Raw genomic sequence first — 18,584 nt, 5'->3', positions numbered from 1 at the left:
ATTTGAATGAACTAAAAAAATGACCATATGCCGGGAGAAAGAGAAAAGCGATTTATGCAGCACGCTATTGCGTTGTCACGCAGAGGCATGGAAAACGGCGATGGCGGTCCCTTTGGCGCTATTGTGGTAAGAGGAGAGGAGATTGTGGGCGAAGGATGGAACCAGGTGCTGACAGATACTGATCCTACGGCGCATGCAGAAGTAGTGGCCATCAGGCAGGCGTGTAAAAAACTGGGTACCTTCCAGTTGCACGACTGTGAAATTTTTACTTCCTGTGAGCCTTGTCCCATGTGTTTGGGTGCTATTTACTGGGCCAGGCCCATGCGCGTATATTACGCTAACACCAAGGAAGATGCAGCTGCCATTGATTTTGATGATTCATTCATTTACCGGGAAATTGATAAATCACATGCGGATAAGAAAATTCCGCTGATTGCAATGCCCACGGAAGCCGCGTTAAGTGTTTTCCGGGACTGGAAAGAGAAGGGAGACAAAACACTATATTAGCAGTTAGCTTTTGGCGATTAGCTTTTAGCAAAAATGCAGCGGAGATTATCTCCGCTGCATTTTTGCTAAAAGCTAATCGCTAGTGCCTAATCGCTGAAAAATGATAGGCCCAGAATAATGCCAGCAGCAAAAACAGGATACTAAGAATAATAACGGTGAGGTATATATAATTATCCGATTTCCTCCTGGTGCGGTAGCGTTTATGTAATTTCTTTAACAGCTCCCATTTCATCTCTCTGATCCATCCGGGAATCTTCTCTTTATCTTTGATAGCAGCCAGCCCTTCCAGTGCATCACTGCAAAGTTCGCAATCGGCCAGGTGCATTTCTACCTCATGTTGTTCTTCAGCAGTCAGCTTACCCTGCACATAGTCCAGCAGCTGCTGTTGAGAAGGACAGCCTGTAGTTACAAAGATATCGTTGAAATGCTCGTTCATATCACTATTGGTGCAAATTAACTTTTGTTTGCGCGTTGTTGTTTTTCCAGTAAAAGTTTCAGGTTTCTTTTGCCATTCTGGATATAGCTTTTCACCTGTAGCAGGTTATATCCGGTTTGATCAGCAATTTCCTGGTATGATTTCTTTTGCAGGTAAAACAGCTGTACACAAACTTTCTGTTCAGGGCTTAACAGGCTGATGGCCTGCCCCATATTTTCCAGCAAGATATCCTTTTCCTGGTATACCCGCTTATCTTCTTCCTCCGCTGCGATGCCTCCCATATGTTTATCGGAAATTTCTTCCTTGTATTTCATATGCTTTTGCCGCAACTGCATGAGGCAGTAGTTTTTTGTTACCTGGTAAATCCAGGCCCTGAAATATTGGATCTCGTGTTTATTGATGTCGGATAACATCTTGAGAAAGATTTGCTGCACAGCATCGCGTGCATCTTCTTCATTTTTCAGGTACTTCATGCACATACCCAGTAGTAGTACGGCATAGCGGTCAAACAGCACACCTATCCAATCACTGTTGTTATCAGCTTTGAACCGTTGCAGTAGCTCCTGGTCTGTTAGTTGTTGTATGTCTGGATTATTCACAGGCTAATAAATGGAATGCTGCATATAGGATGCAGCATTCACAAAAGTCCATAATATTTTTGATATATTTTTATTACATACTGTCTAAAGCTTGCTGGGCAGCATTTTTCATAGACCCTTCCATGCGTATTACTTCCCTGAACATGCGGCGGGCTTTGCCCATTTGTCCCTTGCTGCGGTAGCAGATGGCCAGCTGGTAGCGTGCCATTTCCACGTATTTGCCTGAGCTCACCGATTCAATTCTTTTGTACCGGTCAATGGCTTCACCAAGGTTGCCTTGCTGCTGGTATACCATCGCCGCTTTATAGAGATATTCATCGCTGTTAACGGCAGTAACCGGCGTTTCTTTTTTAGGAGGATCTGGGGGAGGGGCGGGCTTATCCTCTTTGGGAGCGGGTTTCGCCTCTGGTTTTGGATCGGGCTTTTTATCGTCGTCTTTGGCTTTATCAGCAGCGGCTTTCTTGATGGAGTCGGCCTGCTTTTGTAAAGCCTGCTGCTTTCTCACACTATCTGCTGCTGCTTTTTTCTGCAATGCCTTCAATGCTGCGGCCTTCTTCAGGGCAATGGAATCGGGACGTGGCGTATTAGCCGCGATCACCGGTTTGGTCGCCGTTTCCGCCGGATGCGTTACTGCTGGCGGTGTTGCCGGGGTATTGTGTCCCGGTGTTATTACTGGCGCGGTGGTTACTACCGTATCTTTAACGGAGTCTTTAACTGGCAGGGTAGCTGCCATTACTCTCACCGGAGGCTGGTTCCGCATATGTCCACGTAACACATATATACTGCCAATACCCAGGCCAATAAAGGCTACCACCCAGAAGTAAGTGAGCATATGCTCTTTGTTCTTTTCCTTGCGGGTGTATTGCGCTACTTTATGTACATGTGAAACGGGCTGAATGCTGTTATGTACGTATCGTTGCAGCTTGTTGGTAAGATCCTGGTAATTGTCCAGGTTTTCCTCTTTCTCTAATGCCTGCAGCGCATCATAACACAGATCACAGTCTGTGAGATGTTGTTCTACAAGATGTMTTTCCACATCAGTCAATCTGCCGTCCAGATAGCGGGGCAACTGATCTCTGCTGAGGCAACGGATAGCGGAAAAAATCTTTAGTACTTTATCATTATTCGGTTTACTACTTAACATATCCCTGATTCATAAATAGCTTGGCAAGTTTTCCTTTGGCTGCTTTCAGCTGGGATCTCAGCTTGTCACGTGATACGCCGGTGGCGGCTGAAAGATCCGCAAAAGATTTATTTTCAAGATAAAATTGCGTGATAATGGATTTGTCGTCTGCATGAAGTCGTTCCAGTGCCTGTTCCAGACGTACAATCAGATCCTGCCGGTCAATAATGTTGGTGGCGGCTTTGTCTACTGTGTTTTCAATATGTAATAAATCTCTGCCATCGCGTGATGGATAGAAAGGCGTGTTTTTTTCCGGTTTACCCAGGTATCCTTTCTGCATATGCAAGATCCATTCATTGGCTTTGTAGATAGTCTGCGTTTTAAGACTGGCACTAAGTCTTTGTAGCAGGGTGGGAAAAACAATATTGGGGTCCAGGTTGGGGTTCTGCTTCAAATGGGGAATGGTAACAGCAACCAACAGATGACTGTACCTGTCCATCAATACGCCTTCTGCCTCGCGATCATGTTGTTTCCTGGCGCGGGATATTAGCTCTTTGTCMGATAAATTGGTTAACTGTTGTTGCATAAACTTATTACTTTATATTTACGTACAAAAGCGGAAAAAGTTCATTTAGCGCATGAAATTATTGAATAATAAAACGGATTTATACAATTAATATGCCATACGCCATTGTCATTGTGCCAGTTGCGCCATTACGGGACGCAGCGTCACATAAGAGTGAAATGATTTCCCAATTGCTGTGGGGCGCTTGCGTAGAAATCATGGAAACAGTTCCCGGAGGCTGGGTGCAGGTGAAAAACCAATACGATGAATATACTGGCTGGGCTACTGCGGCTCACCTGGAACCAATAGATGAAGTATTATTCCGGACACCGCCCACCTGGTATTTTCCTGGCTGGGTGAACCGCGTTACCATGAATGGGCAACCGATGCAGGTCCCTTTTGGTTGCCTGGTAAAGAGTTCTGATAATAAGGCCACGCAGTGGGGAAACATCACCGTAAAATTCGAAGATACGCTACTTCCCTATACAAATATTGCTGTAGCAGATGTAGCGGCTTTAAAACAGGCTGCCATGCAGTTTTTAAATACGGGTTATCTCTGGGGTGGTGTTAGTGTGTTCGGGATAGATTGCTCCGGGTTTACACAAAACGTATTTAAATTATCCGGTATTCCGCTGTGGCGGGATGCTTATCAGCAGGCCACCCAGGGCCATCTGGTAGATTTTTTACAGGAAGCCCGCCTTGGTGATCTGGCTTTCTTCGATAATGAAGAAGGCAGAATTACACATGTAGGTATCCTGCTCAATGATCATGAAATTATCCATTCTTCTGGTAAAGTCCGTATTGATCCAATCGATAACCAGGGCATTATTAATGCGGATACGGGCCTTCGTACGCACCAGTTGCGGATTATAAAACGTTACCTCTAGGCAACGGATAGCCGAAGGCAGAAAGCATAAAGCAAAAAGCTATTGTTGCGAATGATATACGCGACAATAGCTTTTTGCTTTATGCCTTCGGCTTTTAGCTTTGTTTAAAGATCTTGCGATAATCTTCGAAGCTTTGGGTAATAATTTCTGCTGCTTTGGCTTTGTCCTGGAATTCTTCTACCACAACGGTTTTCTTTTCCAGTTTTTTATATTCTTCAAAGAAATGACGCATTTCATCAATGAAATGAGGCGGCAGTTCAGAAATATCGTTGATGTGATTTACGCTCATATCATTAGCAGCTACTGCGATGATTTTATCATCTGCTTCACCACCATCTATCATTTGCATTACACCGATTACTTTCGCTTCTACAATGCACATAGGTACACACTCTACCTGAGATAATACCAGGATATCCAGTGGATCATGGTCATCGCAGTACGACTGTGGAATAAAACCGTAATTGGCAGGATAGTATACAGAAGAATAGAGAACACGATCCATTTTCAGTAAACCGCTTTCTTTATCCAGTTCATATTTGGCACGGCATCCCTTTGGAATTTCAATAATTGCATTTACAACATTTGGCACTTCAGAGCCAGGGCTCACACTGTGCCAGGGATTTGTCATCATAATAATGTTCTTTACTTTAAGGTTTATTGTTCAATATTGGATTAATGCAGAAAAGTGAATAAGGTATTCACCTCACTTTTCATGAAGATATGGTTAGGTTTCCGGTAAGTAAAAACAGGAAAATCRCCACACATTCAATTCATTAATGCGTGGCAAAATTAAGGGAACTCCCCGTTAATAGCTAAAAATTATCCCTTCCTTTTGTGCAAAAAGAATGAATTTATTTAGTTTCAGGCATAATAATACCGGTGGCAGCGGCAGAATCCGCGGATAAAACCCCGGTAGAATCTAATGCATTACCTGTTTGTGGTGCGTAGTTAGGTATGATGCTGTCGAACGTCAGGGATATTTTCCATTGTCCGTTTTCTTTTACCATTTGTAGCACTTCTTTCTGGTGGGCAGAGGAGTTGAGTATGGTAACAGCTGCTTTGTCGCCGTTTTCTTCAATATTGACAACCTCTATCCTTGCATTCTTGATCTTTTCTCTTTCAGGACCACTGCGGCGTCCATCGAAAATGGCGTAGATCTGTATTACCTGTTGAGACTCCTTGGTGGCATAGTCTCTTGCCTGGTCGTAGTTCGAATCCTGAATCGCATGCATAAACGCCAGCGCTACCTCTTCTGGGGAAGCTCTCTTTTTACAACTGCTCATCAGCAACGTTGTAATCAATGCCAGTGTCATGATTCKAAAAAAATTGGTCATGCGGTCGATAAATTATGATATATCACAACAAAAATAGGGGTAAACTTCAATTCTGCAAAGTCGTACAACGATAGTATAGCTCATTCACAGGCTTCCGGACTGAATTTTCCCTTGGATAAAAACAGGTGAACTTACGGCAATCGCCGTTAACAAAGAGTTAATATTTTAATATTTGGCTATTTTGTTACCGGATATTTTTTTTCTGCCCCGCATTTTGTGGCGGAAAAAAAATGTCCGGCAACGCCATAGCCAAACAGTAAAATCATTTATTTGTCCTTATTGGCTTCATATGCCTTGATGATGGCTTTCACCAAACGGTGTCTTACCACATCTTCTTCATCAAGTTCCACATGTGCAATACCTTCAATGTTGCGAAGGATGCGGGAAGCCCTTTCCAGACCGGATTGTTGATTTTTAGGTAAATCTATCTGCGTAAGGTCACCGGTGATAATGGCCTGGGCAGATGCACCGATACGGGTTAGAAACATTTTGATCTGCAAATCCGTGGCATTTTGCGCCTCATCCAGGATAATAAACGAATTATCCAGGGTACGTCCACGCATATACGCCAGGGGAGCAATCTCAATAACGCGGTTGGTCATGTAGTAACTCAACTTCTCCGCAGGGATCATATCATCCAGCGCATCGTACAATGGCCGCAGATATGGGTCAATCTTTTCTTTTAAATCTCCCGGAAGAAAACCCAGACTTTCTCCTGCTTCTACAGCAGGGCGGGTGAGAATAATCTTCTTTACGGCTTTGTTTTTTAACGCTCGAACCGCCAATGCCACAGCAGTATAGGTTTTACCAGTACCAGCAGGTCCAATCGCGAAAATAATGTCATTTTTCTCCGCCAGGGATACCATCTTTTTCTGGTTAGCAGTACGGGCTCTTACCGTACGTCCGTTAGGACCAAATACTAATACTTCATTGGGGTTACGTTCGCTGAAATTGTCAATTTTTGTGCCTTCCTCGTCTCCAAGAATCTGTTCAAAATAGTTCTCTGTCAGATTACCATTTCGCTCCAGGTATTTAACGATCTGACCAATCTTTTCCTCCGCTGTAGCCACTTCTTCCGGTGCCCCACTCAATTTTAACTGGGTGCCCCTGGACAGGATCTTAAGCAATGGGAATTTCTTTTTCAGCAGATCCAGTTTTCCGTTGTTAACACCGAAAAACTCAATGGGATTAATACTGTCTAAATTGATAATGGATTCAGTCAATGATTCTTGATTTAATTGTCCAGGAAATGATCGGTATTTTTCAATCCGAATATATTTAAATCTTGTACAACCTGGAAGACGCAATTGTTAAGCTATCACTAAATTCTGTACCCGTTCTGTTTGAAGGTTTCCACTTTAGCAGCAATATCTTTATTGCTTAAAGCGATGATACGGGCTGCCAGGATAGCTGCATTGCGCGCTCCGGCTTTTCCTACTGCCAGGGTACCAACCGGTAAGCCTGCAGGCATCTGTACAATGGAGTATAAAGCATCAATGCCACCTGGTAAACCACCATCTAATGGAACTCCCAGAACAGGCAGCGAAGTGTAAGCAGATACTACTCCCGGTAAGGCTGCTGCCATGCCCGCTGCGGCAATAATTACGCCAAATCCTTTCTCCTGTGCAGTGATACACAACTCCCTTACTTTATCAGGGTTACGATGCGCCGAAGCCACGATCATTTCGTTTTCAATGCCAAAATATTGAAGGTGCTTTTGTGATTCTTCCATTACAGGTTTGTCACTCTCGGAACCCATGATAATCAAAACTTTCATCTCAAGTAGTATTTAAAAAAATGATAATTTATATAGCCAGCCCAAAGATATTGATCGATTACCAATTTCGGAAAACTGAAAATCCACAACACGTGGATAAATGATCAAACACTACCATTCATCCCCACGTTTTACGGGCATTTGTAAAGAATTGACCTTTATCCAACATTTTATTACTTTTACGAACATAATAGTGATTTTTCATTATATAATGCCTACTTTGGGATTTCCCGATACAACGATCTTAGATTCTGCTATCATATGAATGTAGTTATGCTGGAACAGCACTACCGGCACTTACAGCATCTTGAAGCCGCTATTAATGCCTGTGCACTCTCTGTTACAATAGATGCCGCCGGTATGGTGACTGYGGTAAATACGCAGGTGATAGCCGCTTTGCAGCAATCATCCGATCTCCTCGTAGGTCAGCCACTCACCAACATCCTCCGCCCCGCCAACGCGGACCAGTGGCAAAAAATATGGAATACCCTCCTCGCCGGCCAACCGGTACAGGAACAATGCTGCTTTCTCAAAAATGAACATACCCCCCTCTGGCTGGAAGCCGGTATCAGCCCGCTACTCAATAGCAGCGGTACCATGGAACATTGTATGCTCATTGGCATCGATATCACCTCCCGCAAACTCGCCGAAATAAAAAGAGAACAAAATGAAATCTATTACAGCCAGGTATTGGAAAATCTTCCCCTCGGCCTGCAACAGTTTTCTACCGATGGCAGGAGCGTAGACATGAACAGCCGCCAACGCGAAATATGGGGCGATGCCCATCCCTTCTTCACCAAACCGGAATACCAATGGCTACAGGACCCGTTCTACCGCCTCAATGGCCTCTCCGATCTGTTTGAAGAAGTGATCATCACCGGCAAAACACTCAAACGCGAAATATTACTCAGCTACCGCGAAAAAAGAAACGAACATATTACCCGCCTATATCCCGTGTACTTCGAGGCCACCCTATTCCCGCTCACCGATCAACAGCGGAATATGGTCAACGTATTCCTCATCCTGGACGATATCACAGAGAAAAAACTCTCTGAACTCAGCCTCCAGAAAAGCGAACGTCTCCTCGATAATATCATCGAAAACCTGCCCATCGGCTACATTCAGTTCGATAACTTTGGGTTTATACGCCGCATTAATCAAACCCAACGCTTTTTCTTTAATTCACCCTATCCCGCAGGGCGCCAGCCTTTCAATGTGATGAACGACGACCTGTCCACCATGTTTGAACTGGATAAACTGTTCATCCAGGCACTGGAAGAAAACAGGTCGCTGCGCGTGGAAAAGAAAATAGATTTCTCCCAGGATAAACGCTGGACTACCGTGGGACGTGAAGTATACCTGGACCTCACCGTATTCCCGGTGATAGAGCCGGTAGACAAGGAGATGATTGTGGTGGCGCTGGTGAATGATATCACGGATAAAAAAATGCAGGAACTGGAAAACAGGAAAAACCAGGAATTCCTGCAACAAACCGGTACTATCGGTAAAATCGGCGGATGGGAACTGGATATAGACAGTGATAAGGTACGGTGGACAGACGAGGCCTATCATATTCACGATTGCCCTGTGGGCGCCCCCATCAACCTCGAAAGAGCCAGGGGCTATTATACCCAGGAAGCGAAGGAAATCCTGGATGGCCTCTTAAGGCAATGCATGGCAAACGGTAAACCTTTTGATGCGCAATTGACCATTGTATCAGAACGGCAACAACTGAAAAGAGTGCGCTCCATTGGACAGCCAGGCTACGTAGATGGCCGCCTCGTAAGAATGTATGGCGTAGTACAGGATATCACAGAACAAGTGGAAATCAGAGATGCCCTCACCCGTAATACGGAACTGATGCGGCTTTTCTTCGATACCATCGATATGGGATATGCCGCCATGGAGAAAAACGGGAAGGTCAACTTCCTCAACCGCAAGGCCGAAAAAATGATCGGCCACCCGGTTGCCATGGGCAGCAATATCTTCGAAGAATTTCCCCGCCTCAGCGGTACCGTATTCTTCGCCCGTTTGCAGGAATGTATTCTCCAGCAAGCCTCTCAGTCGTTCGGCATCTATTTCCCCGGCGTGGATAAATGGTACGACTTCCTCCTCACACCCATGCAGGACGGCGGTATCTCTGTATTTATGCGCGATATCACCGATAGCCGCAAAATGCAGAAAGACCTGAGAAAAGCCAATGATCAGCTGTCTAACCTGAATAAAAACCTGCTGAATCAGAACAAACAGCTGGAAGACTTTGCCCATATCACCTCTCATAACCTGCGGGCGCCAATCGCCAACCTGAAGGCATTGATGCAGATGCACAATGAGGCCATCGCGCAGCAGGAACGAGACCTGTACCTGGGCATGGTCCATGAGGTGATTAAAAAGATTGATGAAACCCTGAACGACCTCGTAGAAGTAGTGCAGATCCGGAAAGATGTGAATGTGGAGCGGGAAAAGCTGCTGTTCTCTGAGCGATTACAAAAGGTAAGAGATGTATTGCTGGTAGACATTGAAACGAGTAATATCCAAATTACGTATAACTTTGGCGAAGAGCCGGTCATTGAATACCCAAGGGTATACCTGGACAGTATTTTACAGAATTTTATTACAAATGCGATCCGTTATCGTTCTTCCGAACGTACTCCTGCCGTACATTTGCAAACCTGGAAGGAGAATGAAAACATTATATTAAGTGTGCAGGACAATGGTGTCGGCATAGATATGGAACGTTTCGGTCATAAATTATTTGGCTTCCGGAAAACCTTTCACAAGAACAAAGATGCAAAGGGAATAGGCTTGTTCATTACCAAAACCCAGGTGGAAGCAATGGGTGGAAGTATAAGGGCAGAAAGCCATCCTGGAGAGGGAACAAAATTTATTATTACATTTAGATCAGAATAAACCCCCTTTATGAAGTTGATCAATACGATTTTTATTGTAGATGATGACCCGATTCACCAGCAGATTGCTAAAATCATGATCGAGCGGCAGGCTATCAGCACCAACATTCGCGTGTTTTCAGACGCACAGGATGTACTGGACTATATCCGTGAAAACTCGCAGGATACTGCTGCGTTGCCAGATCTTATTTTGCTGGATTTGAACATGCCGGTGATGGATGGCTGGGAGTTCCTGGAGGAGTATGCCGCATTTTGCAATGAGCTGCCCAAAAACATCCGGATCTTTGTGCTTACCTCTTCTATCGACGAAAAGGACCGTGAGCGGGTAAGCGGATATGATTTCGTTACAGGTTATCTCACCAAGCCACTATCAAAGGAAATTATTGCGCACTTGTCTTAAGTGCATGGATGGTTTTCTCCGGATCAGCAGATGAAAACACTGCGCTACCCGCTACCAGCACATTAGCGCCCGCATGAATGAGCTGTCCTGCATTTTCGGTTCCTATTCCTCCATCTACTTCAATCAATGCATGTGCATGGGTGTCTGATATCAGCTTTCTCAGCTGCTTAATTTTATGATAGGTTTGCTCTATGAAGGTTTGCCCGCCAAATCCGGGATTCACACTCATGACCAGTACCACGTCAATATCACGGATCACATTTTCGAGCATGCTGATCGGGGTATGCGGATTTAAGGCAACACCGGCTTTCATGCCAAGTCCTTTTATCTGTTGTATGTTTCTATGAAGATGAATACAGGCTTCGAGGTGCACTGTTAAGATATCCGCCCCGGCTTTTTTGAAATCTGCTGCATATTTTTCTGGTTCTTCAATCATCAGATGCACATCACAGGGCTTGTTCGCTCTCTTCTTTATCTGCGCAATCACCGGCAGGCCGTAACTGATATTAGGCACAAACCTCCCATCCATTACGTCGAGGTGAAACCAGTCGGCTTCACTACGGTTAACCATATCAATATCTTTTCCCAACTCGAGGAAATTCGCTGCCAGTAAAGATGGCGCCACTAAAACAGGATGTTTTTCCAATGCAGTATTTTTGAGTCGTGTAAATTTAAGCAATTAAGGCTTCAGTCTTTGCAACGCTTCTTTTGCCTCCCTGAAATCTTTTTTAAACGAAGATGCTTTGGCATAATCATCTATCGCCATTGCTTTATTGCCCAGCTGTTCCTGCGCCTGTCCGCGGTAATAATAAGCCCAGGCATCGGTAGGTGCTGACCTGGCGGCCAGGTTATAGTAAGTATAGGCGTCTTTCCAGGCTTTTTTATCGCTGTAAATCTTTCCCAGCGCCAGGTAGGCTTTTTCAAAGCCGGGATCTGCTACAATACATTTCCGGTAGGAGAGCAGTGCATTGGCTGGATCACCTAATTCTTCCTGGAACTGCGCGGCTTCATACAAGGGCCATGCATTGGTGGTGTCCATGCGCCAGGCCTGTGTATAGTAACCTAATGCAGCAGGCGCCTTGCGACTGCGCAACAGGTCGGCCAGCTCCATTACTGCCTCAAATTCGGGCTGTGCACCGGCGGCATGAATCGCAGAGGTCAGGTGACGGATAGCAGTAACGGTATCTTGTTTATCCTCCGCCAAACGGGCTTTTAAGTAAAAGGCTTTGTCGCGCCCTTCCGCGGTACCAGCCAGCACGTTGGCAATACTATCTGCGGAAGCATATGCTTTATTTTCTATCAGCGCAGTAGCCAACCTGTATTGCAGATACGTATAGCCGGGAGCGGTAGTCAGTGCCTGGCGGAAGTAATCAGCTGCTTTTTTATAATCGTTCACCATCAGAGCGGCTTCGCCGGCACCCGCCCAGTAATCCGTGTTGGCAGGCGTTAGTTTGGCGGCTTTTTCAAAATCAGCCTGCGCCAATGCGGGATTGGTATTAAATAGCAATAAGGCGCGGCGGTAATACAACTCCGGGTTGTCCGGGAACTGCCGGATGGAGTCCGTAACAGGACGGATAATATCGCTTTGTAATACCGTGTCGGCATTGGCCGTAGCAGCTGGCTGCCGGGTGCCGCCATTGTTACAGGCCACGGCACCCGCTAATAACAGGAGGATAGATAAATACTTCATACGAGCGCCAAAACTACAGAATCCTTATCGCATTAACCACTTTTTGAATGCGGTGTAGTCGGCGGGCAATAAAGTCGCTTCTTTTTCTTTGCTGTATAAAGACATCACCTTGGCCGGTGTATATATTTCTTCGCGGATAGCCTTCGGCGCGGTGTCCTCAAATTTCACCGGGTGTGCGGTTTCCAGGAAAACGCCGGTAAGCGCCTGCGTATGTTCCAGGTAACGTTGCAGCCCCATGAATCCTACGGCGCCATGAGGGTCCAGCATATAATGATTTTCTTTCCATACCTGCTCCATCGTACGGGCGGTATCTTTATCATTAAAGCTATAAGCCGTCAGTTTTTCCGTGAGCGCCGGCAAACTGTTGCCGAATAATTCCAGTATCCGTACAAAGTTGCTGGGATCAGCTACGTCCATGGCGTTGGAGAGAGTAGGCGATGCCTTACCTGGCTCGTATTTGCCACTGGCCATGAAGCGGGGAACGGTATCATTGATGTTGGTGGCCGCCACAAAATGAGCCACAGGTAAGCCCATGGCAGCAGCCATCATACCAGCGCAAATGTTGCCAAAATTGCCACTGGGCACAGAAAACACCAGTTTCGGATGGGCCGCCTTCATCTGTTTGTAGGCCAGGAAATAATAAAACATCTGCGGCAGCCAACGGGCCACATTAATGGAGTTGGCGCTGGTCAGCGAACGATGATCCTGCAGCGCCTGGTCGAGAAACGCCGTCTTCACCAGCTGCTGACAATCATCGAAAGTGCCCTGTATTTCCAGTGCATGAATATTTTTGCCCAGTGTAGTGAGTTGCTTTTCCTGCAGGATACTCACCTTTTTGGAAGGGTAGAGGATTACGACTTCTACACCGGGAACATCGTAGAAACCGCTGGCTACGGCGCCGCCGGTATCGCCGGAAGTGGCTACCAGTACGGTAACGGGCTGACTGCTGTTGCGGCGGAAATAGCCCAGACACCCTGCCATGAAGCGCGCGCCTACATCTTTGAAGGCGAGGGTAGGGCCATGGAATAATTCAAGGGCAAACGTATGACCGGTCACTTTCTGCAAAGGAAAAGGAAAGTGCAGGGTGTCGGCCACTATCTTTTTTAAGGCTGCTTCGGGTATTTCGTCACCTACAAATGGGCGGATAACCTGTAAGCCGATTTCATGATCCGTATAGTCGTGCAGGTTAGTCAGGAAATGGGGGTCCAACGTGGGGATCTGTTCCGGGAAATATAATCCTCTGTCTGGTGCTAATCCCTGTACTACTGCTGTTTCGAAATTTACCTGGTGCTGCTTGTTTTGTAAGCTGAAATACTGCATGGATAATACGTTGGTTTTGGTTAGTCAATCACTTTAACACCGGCGGTGTTGATTTGGGACACATAGATTTTATAGTCTACTCCCAGTGGTGCGTAAACGCTATCCATAGTAGCCGCTACTTTGCGGGCATTTTCTTCTCCTTTACTTAACATAAATACCGAAGGGCCGGAACCGGAAATACCGCCACCGAGTGCCCCGGCTTCTTTGCATTTCAGTTTCAGTTCATGAAAGGCCGGAATGAGAATGGCGCGTACCGGTTCTACAATCACGTCTTCCAGGGAACGGCTGATCAATTCGTAGTCGTCCTGATACAAGCCTGCCACCAATGCGCCTACGTTGCCCCACTGCCGGATGGCATCGGTCATCAGCACTTTCTGCTTCAGTATTTCACGGGCATCGGAGGTTTTTACTTCTATCTGTGGATGTATCACGGTTACCCATAAATGTTCCGGCGTGTGCAGGGTGGTGATGTCCAGCGGACGGTAACTCCTCACCAGTGTAAATCCACCGAGAATGGCCGGCGCCACGTTGTCGGCATGTGCGGAGCCACAGGCCAGCCTTTCTCCTTCCATGGCAAAACGAACCAGTTGTTTCCGGGTGAACGGTTCGCCCAGCAAATGGTTTACGCCTACCACGGCGCCCGCGCTGCTGGCCGCACTGGAGCCAATGCCGCTGCCGGGATGTATCTTCTTAAAAATCTCTACTTCAATACCAATATCCGGGTGATCGTATTTTTGCAGCAAGGCCTGTATGGCTACTCCTGCTACGTTGCGGGCCGCCTCCAGCGGCAGATCTGCGCCATGGATGGCCGTAATGCGGATGCCTGGTTCAGACACCCTGCGCAGAATCATTTCATCTCCCGGCGCATCCAGCGCCAGTCCGATTACATCAAAGCCACAGGCCACATTCGCTACAGTTCCTGGCGCAAATACTTTTATACTATCCATATAAGGGTTTAGTTAGTTTAATTTAATAATTCATTCCTACGTTTGCAAGGCTTTGGTAAGGATTAATGAAAAGTTTATTACCTGGCGCTGCGGATAATGTCTGCGAAAATGCCTGAAGCGGTGACGTCAGCACCTGCCCCCGCGCCTTTTACAATCAGCGGCTGATCTTTATAGCGACTGGTAGTATACAACACGATATTATCTTTTCCTTCCAACTGATAAAATGGATGATCAGGTGCTACACTTTGCAGTCCTACCGATGCCTTGCCATCTACATAGCTGGCCACAAACTTCAGACGCTTGCCAGCAGCAGCTGCGTTTTCGCGAAGCCCCTGGAAATGTCCGGCATGTACATCCAGCTCTTCGTAGAAATCTGGTACAGACGCGGCATCCAGGCAGGCGGCCGGCAGGAAGGAGTGGTTGGTGATCTCCTCCATTTCTATGGCGGCGCCGCTTTCCCGTGCAAGGATGAGTATTTTTCTCATTACATCTTTGCCACTCAGGTCAATACGTGGATCTGGTTCAGTGTACCCTTCGTCCTGTGCGGCTTTCACTACTTCGCGGAAGCTGGCGCCATTCACAAAATGATTGAATACAAAGTTCAGACTGCCGGATAACACCGCTTCGATGCGATGTACTTTATCGCCGCTTCTGATCAGGTCATTGAGGGTATTGATCACAGGTAATCCAGCTCCAACGTTGGTTTCAAAGAGGAAGGAAGCGTTGTATTTCCTGGCCAGGTCTTTCAGTTGTTTATAATAAACGTAGTCGGAAGAGCAGGCAATTTTATTGCAGGTAACCACGGAAATACCATGCTGCAGAAATTCATGATATACGGCAGCGATATCCGCGCTGGCGGTATTGTCTACAAACACGCTGTTGCGCAGGTTCAACGCTTTTATTTGCTGCACAAAGTCAGTAGTGCTCATATGGCTGCCTTCTTCCAGCTGGGGACGCCAGTTTTCCAGTGCAATACCACTGTCGGCAATCAGCGTACGTTTGCTGTTAGCCAAACCAATAACACGTACCTGTAAGCCCAGTTCGTCGCGTAGGTAATGTTGTTGTTGCTGCAGCTGTTCCAGTAGCTTGCTGCCTACATTGCCTACTCCGGCGATGAAAAGGTTTACCTGCTTCAGCGGAGTTTCAAAGAAAGTTTCATGCATCACGTTCAGGGCTTTCTTGATATCGGCTTTGTTGATCACAGCAGAAATGTTTTTCTCGGTAGAGCCCTGTGCAATGGCGCGTACGTTCACACCGTTGCGTCCCAGGGTGCCAAACAGTTTACCGCTGGTGCCGTGATGGTTCTTCATTTTATCACCTACTACTGCTACGATGCAGAGGTCTTTTTCCACGTGCAGGGGTTCGATGCGTTTCTCCAGTATTTCCTGGCCAAATTCACTGTCCACAGTAGTTTTGGCTTTGAGCATGTCCGCTTCATGAATACCTACGGTAATAGAGTGTTCGGAAGAGCTCTGGGTAATCAGGATCACGTTGATCCGTTCCCGTAAGAGCGATTCAAACAGTCGTTTTGAGAAGCCTGGAATGCCCACCATGCCGCTTCCTTCAAGGGTAAGTAAGGCAATGTGTTTGATGCCGGAGATGCCGGTAACGGGGAAGCTGCGGTCTGCACTGTCTTGTATGAGGGTGCCGTGATCTTCCGGGGCAAAGGTATTTTTGATCCAGATAGGAATACGTTTACTCATGACCGGTTGTATGGTAGGCGGATAAATGACTTTGGCACCGAAATGCGACAGCTCCATGGCTTCCACATAAGAGATGTGCGAAATGGGAATGGCCTGTGACACGATGCGGGGATCGGCGGTCATCATGCCGCTTACATCTGTCCAGATGTCCAGCACATCCGCGTTTACTGCTGCGGCGATAATCGCAGCTGTATAGTCAGATCCGCCCCGGCCGAGGGTAGTGGTATCGCCTTCGGCGGTAGCGGCTACGAAGCCCGGTAATACTACATAGTCAACGGTTGACTGTGCGAAGTACTGGGTAATATGGTGATTGGTGGCAACAAAATTAACGGCAGCGTGGCCGAAGTTATGATCGGTTACAATGAGTTCACGGCTGTCTTTGCAGGTGGCGGAGAGCCCCTGTTGTTTTAATTTTTCCGCTACAATAGTGCAGGACATCAGTTCGCCGTAGCTCATGATTTTATCCAGGGTACGGGGACTGAGTTCTGCTACCTGGAAGATGCCATCACAAAGGTTTTCGAGGGCATTGAGTTTTTTCTTCAGCTGGCTGATCTGGCTGCTTTGTGCGGTAATAGGGAACAGTTCACGGATCGTATCCAGGTGCCGGGCTTCAATTTCCTGCAATATGTTTTTGTAGTCTTCCTGGCCTTGTTCTGCGAGTTGTCCGCAGCGTATAAGCTTGTCCGTTACTCCGCCTAACGCAGATACAACGATGGCATATTGTCCGGCAGGTTTATATTTTTTGAGGATGTAACAAACCTGTTCTATTGCTTTGGCGCTTCCAACAGAAGTGCCGCCAAATTTTAATACTTGCATATGGAAAATTTATACGTAGATAAACTCCGGGTCCTCCCGGTGAAGTACCACCTTCGTGGTCGTTGGATCATATGTGAAAACTAACCCCGCAGTGGGGTTGTAATAATTGTTGTGGACGTTGTGGCCATAATAGTGTCCGTGCCCTGCTGAGTGGCAGGAGTAACAGAGGATTGATATGTATAAAACGGTATCACTATTTGAAATATGACGATTGTGTAACAAAAGTCTACAATTACACCGGTAAATAAAAGTGCAGTGGTGATTTTTAGAAATATTTCAAAAAATGGACGTTTTATTTGTTGGTGTTGTTTGTAAAAGTGTTTTTATTAGTTTTGATGCAATAAAGTTGGCTTTTCTGTATGTTTTTATTATTCCAATATGAACTGAAAACTGCATTGATGTGACTTTTTAATGACAATTAGCGGGTGTTTGTCTGGTTGTCCGAAAAGAATTGTCACCCCCTATATTGTTTTGTACCCCTCACCGTTTAAAACAAAAAAGGGGTAAAAGCATTCTCAATACTCGGTGCGTGATTACGGGAATAATGTAACTTCGGATTTCTCAGATACTAAAGCAAATGGCAAGTTATATTACATACAACAGGGATACTAAGGATCAGGAATACGATAAAATTGGAGGCAGCTGTTTATTACCCGAGACTGTAGACTGGCCTATAGACCGGCATGGAAACAAGATGCTTTTCCTGGCTTCCTTGTCATCTGATATGTTGAAATCACAATGCGGGATGATGATCCCCGAAGGACAGATACTGTCTATATTTTGTCCCTATAAACCTGACGACGTTGAATGCGCAATTGACATGGCCAGAGGTAGGGAAAAGGGATACATGATGACTCATTTGCCGGCCCAGCCAAGACAAGAATCGGAATACCCTATTTCCGGGATAAAAAAGATAGAATTAAATCTAAATTTTGAGACAGATGAAGATGAGTTTTCTGAAGAATTAGATGATAAAATAGKGGGGCAGCCAAACTGGCTTCAAGACAGATTTAATTACACCGGTTACGATTTTGTACTGCAGCTTTCGGGATTGTCTTTCGGAAAAAATTTCGCTGACCATAAGAACTTATTGATGGGCGGCATGCTCTATATTTTCTACAATCCATTAAACAATAGCGGATTACTTACTTTACAATATTCGTAATTTTAAAATGGCTTCGCCTGTTTTTTCCTTTGCCCCATCTACCAGGCTACTTCAAAAAAGCTAGCAACTCCCAAAAAGAATTAGTCTTTAAAACACAATTTTGGGTATTATAGAATTATATCCTTAACTTAGTTGCTTAAACAATTGCCACTTGTCCATTTCACTGAAATATACAAGCAATAGTCAGCTTAACTACTACTTTCTCATGGCCACACTCGCCATGGATTCGACTTTGGCATAACCTCTTCCAACGGCCACTACCGGCCATTCTTCGTATTTATATACCGTAACTTTGTATTGATAGTTTTGGGCTATCCGGGTGCATGTGTATCTGATATTTTTTACTCCCTTTACAGGTTGCGCGTGGACATATAATTTCGATCATACACCAACAGGAATCATA

Annotated in this window: 18 protein-coding genes; 5 read left to right on the top strand and 13 right to left on the bottom strand. The window is 45.9% G+C overall.

Features of this window, described 5'->3' with window-relative positions; all coding sequences use genetic code 11:
• Positions 1-27: 27 nt before the first annotated feature.
• Entirely contained in the window at positions 28-507 is a 480-nt protein-coding gene (locus tag AC1DFM_RS09080) for a nucleoside deaminase (RefSeq protein ID WP_477076394.1), read from the top strand.
• Positions 508-586: 79 nt separating this feature from the next.
• On the opposite strand, the gene AC1DFM_RS09075 is transcribed toward AC1DFM_RS09080, so the two are convergent.
• The 4 genes from AC1DFM_RS09075 to AC1DFM_RS09060 form a co-directional block, all read right to left on the bottom strand.
• Positions 587-943 (bottom strand): anti-sigma factor family protein, encoded by a 357-nt coding sequence (locus AC1DFM_RS09075; protein WP_477076393.1) that lies wholly within the window; start codon positions 941-943, stop codon positions 587-589.
• Between the two features lie 17 nt (positions 944-960).
• On the bottom strand, positions 961-1,542 hold the full coding sequence (locus tag AC1DFM_RS09070; protein ID WP_477076392.1) for an RNA polymerase sigma factor: 582 nt from the start codon (positions 1,540-1,542) through the stop codon (positions 961-963).
• 73 nt (positions 1,543-1,615) lie between these two features.
• Entirely contained in the window at positions 1,616-2,686 is a 1,071-nt protein-coding gene (locus AC1DFM_RS09065) for a zf-HC2 domain-containing protein (protein ID WP_477076391.1), read from the bottom strand.
• Positions 2,676-3,251 (bottom strand): RNA polymerase sigma factor, encoded by a 576-nt coding sequence (locus tag AC1DFM_RS09060; RefSeq protein ID WP_477076390.1) that lies wholly within the window; start codon positions 3,249-3,251, stop codon positions 2,676-2,678. Before AC1DFM_RS09060 ends, AC1DFM_RS09065 begins: the two co-directional genes overlap by 11 nt.
• 92 nt (positions 3,252-3,343) lie before the next feature.
• On the opposite strand from AC1DFM_RS09060, the gene AC1DFM_RS09055 reads away from it, so the two are divergent.
• Positions 3,344-4,117, top strand: a complete 774-nt coding sequence (locus tag AC1DFM_RS09055; RefSeq protein WP_477076389.1) for a C40 family peptidase — start codon at positions 3,344-3,346, stop codon at positions 4,115-4,117.
• A gap of 94 nt (positions 4,118-4,211) precedes the next feature.
• Here the strand turns inward: AC1DFM_RS09055 and AC1DFM_RS09050 are convergent, their stop codons facing one another.
• The 4 genes from AC1DFM_RS09050 to purE all read right to left on the bottom strand — a co-directional run bounded on the left by AC1DFM_RS09050 (position 4,212) and on the right by purE (position 7,231).
• Positions 4,212-4,751 carry an inorganic diphosphatase gene (locus AC1DFM_RS09050; RefSeq protein WP_477076388.1) on the bottom strand — a complete coding sequence of 180 codons (540 nt, stop codon included), beginning with the start codon at positions 4,749-4,751 and terminating at the stop codon, positions 4,212-4,214.
• Positions 4,752-4,971: 220 nt separating this feature from the next.
• Positions 4,972-5,454, bottom strand: coding sequence for a nuclear transport factor 2 family protein (locus tag AC1DFM_RS09045; protein ID WP_477076387.1), 483 nt, complete (start codon positions 5,452-5,454; stop codon positions 4,972-4,974).
• 266 nt (positions 5,455-5,720) lie between these two features.
• Positions 5,721-6,677, bottom strand: coding sequence for a PhoH family protein (locus AC1DFM_RS09040; RefSeq protein ID WP_477076386.1), 957 nt, complete (start codon positions 6,675-6,677; stop codon positions 5,721-5,723).
• 98 nt (positions 6,678-6,775) lie between these two features.
• Complete coding sequence (gene purE / locus AC1DFM_RS09035) at positions 6,776-7,231, bottom strand: 5-(carboxyamino)imidazole ribonucleotide mutase (RefSeq protein ID WP_477076385.1); 456 nt, start codon at positions 7,229-7,231, stop codon at positions 6,776-6,778.
• 261 nt (positions 7,232-7,492) lie between these two features.
• On the opposite strand from purE, the gene AC1DFM_RS09030 reads away from it, so the two are divergent.
• Together AC1DFM_RS09030 and AC1DFM_RS09025 are read left to right on the top strand one after the other, a co-directional pair.
• Positions 7,493-10,141, top strand: a complete 2,649-nt coding sequence (locus AC1DFM_RS09030; RefSeq protein ID WP_477076384.1) for a PAS domain-containing sensor histidine kinase — start codon at positions 7,493-7,495, stop codon at positions 10,139-10,141.
• 9 nt (positions 10,142-10,150) lie between these two features.
• Positions 10,151-10,540 (top strand): response regulator, encoded by a 390-nt coding sequence (locus AC1DFM_RS09025; RefSeq protein ID WP_477076383.1) that lies wholly within the window; start codon positions 10,151-10,153, stop codon positions 10,538-10,540.
• On the opposite strand, the gene rpe is transcribed toward AC1DFM_RS09025, so the two are convergent.
• The 5 genes from rpe to thrA form a co-directional block, all read right to left on the bottom strand.
• Entirely contained in the window at positions 10,521-11,186 is a 666-nt protein-coding gene (rpe, locus tag AC1DFM_RS09020) for a ribulose-phosphate 3-epimerase (RefSeq protein ID WP_477076382.1), read from the bottom strand. The genes AC1DFM_RS09025 and rpe overlap by 20 nt on opposite strands.
• Before the next feature lie 33 nt (positions 11,187-11,219).
• Positions 11,220-12,230: a tetratricopeptide repeat protein gene (locus AC1DFM_RS09015; protein WP_477076381.1), complete on the bottom strand. Its 1,011-nt coding sequence runs from the start codon at positions 12,228-12,230 to the stop codon at positions 11,220-11,222.
• A gap of 24 nt (positions 12,231-12,254) precedes the next feature.
• Positions 12,255-13,550 carry a threonine synthase gene (thrC, locus tag AC1DFM_RS09010; RefSeq protein ID WP_477076380.1) on the bottom strand — a complete coding sequence of 432 codons (1,296 nt, stop codon included), beginning with the start codon at positions 13,548-13,550 and terminating at the stop codon, positions 12,255-12,257.
• A gap of 20 nt (positions 13,551-13,570) precedes the next feature.
• Positions 13,571-14,497, bottom strand: a complete 927-nt coding sequence (locus tag AC1DFM_RS09005) for a homoserine kinase (RefSeq protein WP_477076379.1) — start codon at positions 14,495-14,497, stop codon at positions 13,571-13,573.
• Positions 14,498-14,574: 77 nt separating this feature from the next.
• Positions 14,575-17,016, bottom strand: coding sequence for a bifunctional aspartate kinase/homoserine dehydrogenase I (thrA, locus tag AC1DFM_RS09000; RefSeq protein ID WP_477076378.1), 2,442 nt, complete (start codon positions 17,014-17,016; stop codon positions 14,575-14,577).
• Positions 17,017-17,593: 577 nt separating this feature from the next.
• On the opposite strand from thrA, the gene AC1DFM_RS08995 reads away from it, so the two are divergent.
• Positions 17,594-18,181, top strand: a complete 588-nt coding sequence (locus tag AC1DFM_RS08995) for a DUF1963 domain-containing protein (protein ID WP_477076377.1) — start codon at positions 17,594-17,596, stop codon at positions 18,179-18,181.
• The last annotated feature ends 403 nt before the right edge of the window (positions 18,182-18,584 follow it).

The organism is Chitinophaga sp. 05T412, assembly GCF_056396465.1.
The sequence above is the reverse complement of the archived record's forward strand: the minus strand, read 5'-3'. Positions and strand labels throughout refer to the sequence as shown.

Coding starts and splice junctions, on each gene's coding strand:
- AC1DFM_RS09080 (WP_477076394.1), top strand. CDS start 28: ATGCCGGGAGAAAGAGAAAAGCGATTTATGCAGCACGCTATTGCGTTG.
- AC1DFM_RS09075 (WP_477076393.1), bottom strand. CDS start 943: ATGAACGAGCATTTCAACGATATCTTTGTAACTACAGGCTGTCCTTCT.
- AC1DFM_RS09055 (WP_477076389.1), top strand. CDS start 3,344: ATGCCATACGCCATTGTCATTGTGCCAGTTGCGCCATTACGGGACGCA.
- AC1DFM_RS09050 (WP_477076388.1), bottom strand. CDS start 4,751: ATGATGACAAATCCCTGGCACAGTGTGAGCCCTGGCTCTGAAGTGCCA.
- purE (WP_477076385.1), bottom strand. CDS start 7,231: ATGAAAGTTTTGATTATCATGGGTTCCGAGAGTGACAAACCTGTAATG.
- AC1DFM_RS09025 (WP_477076383.1), top strand. CDS start 10,151: ATGAAGTTGATCAATACGATTTTTATTGTAGATGATGACCCGATTCAC.
- AC1DFM_RS09015 (WP_477076381.1), bottom strand. CDS start 12,230: ATGAAGTATTTATCTATCCTCCTGTTATTAGCGGGTGCCGTGGCCTGT.
- thrC (WP_477076380.1), bottom strand. CDS start 13,550: ATGCAGTATTTCAGCTTACAAAACAAGCAGCACCAGGTAAATTTCGAA.
- AC1DFM_RS09005 (WP_477076379.1), bottom strand. CDS start 14,497: ATGGATAGTATAAAAGTATTTGCGCCAGGAACTGTAGCGAATGTGGCC.
- thrA (WP_477076378.1), bottom strand. CDS start 17,016: ATGCAAGTATTAAAATTTGGCGGCACTTCTGTTGGAAGCGCCAAAGCA.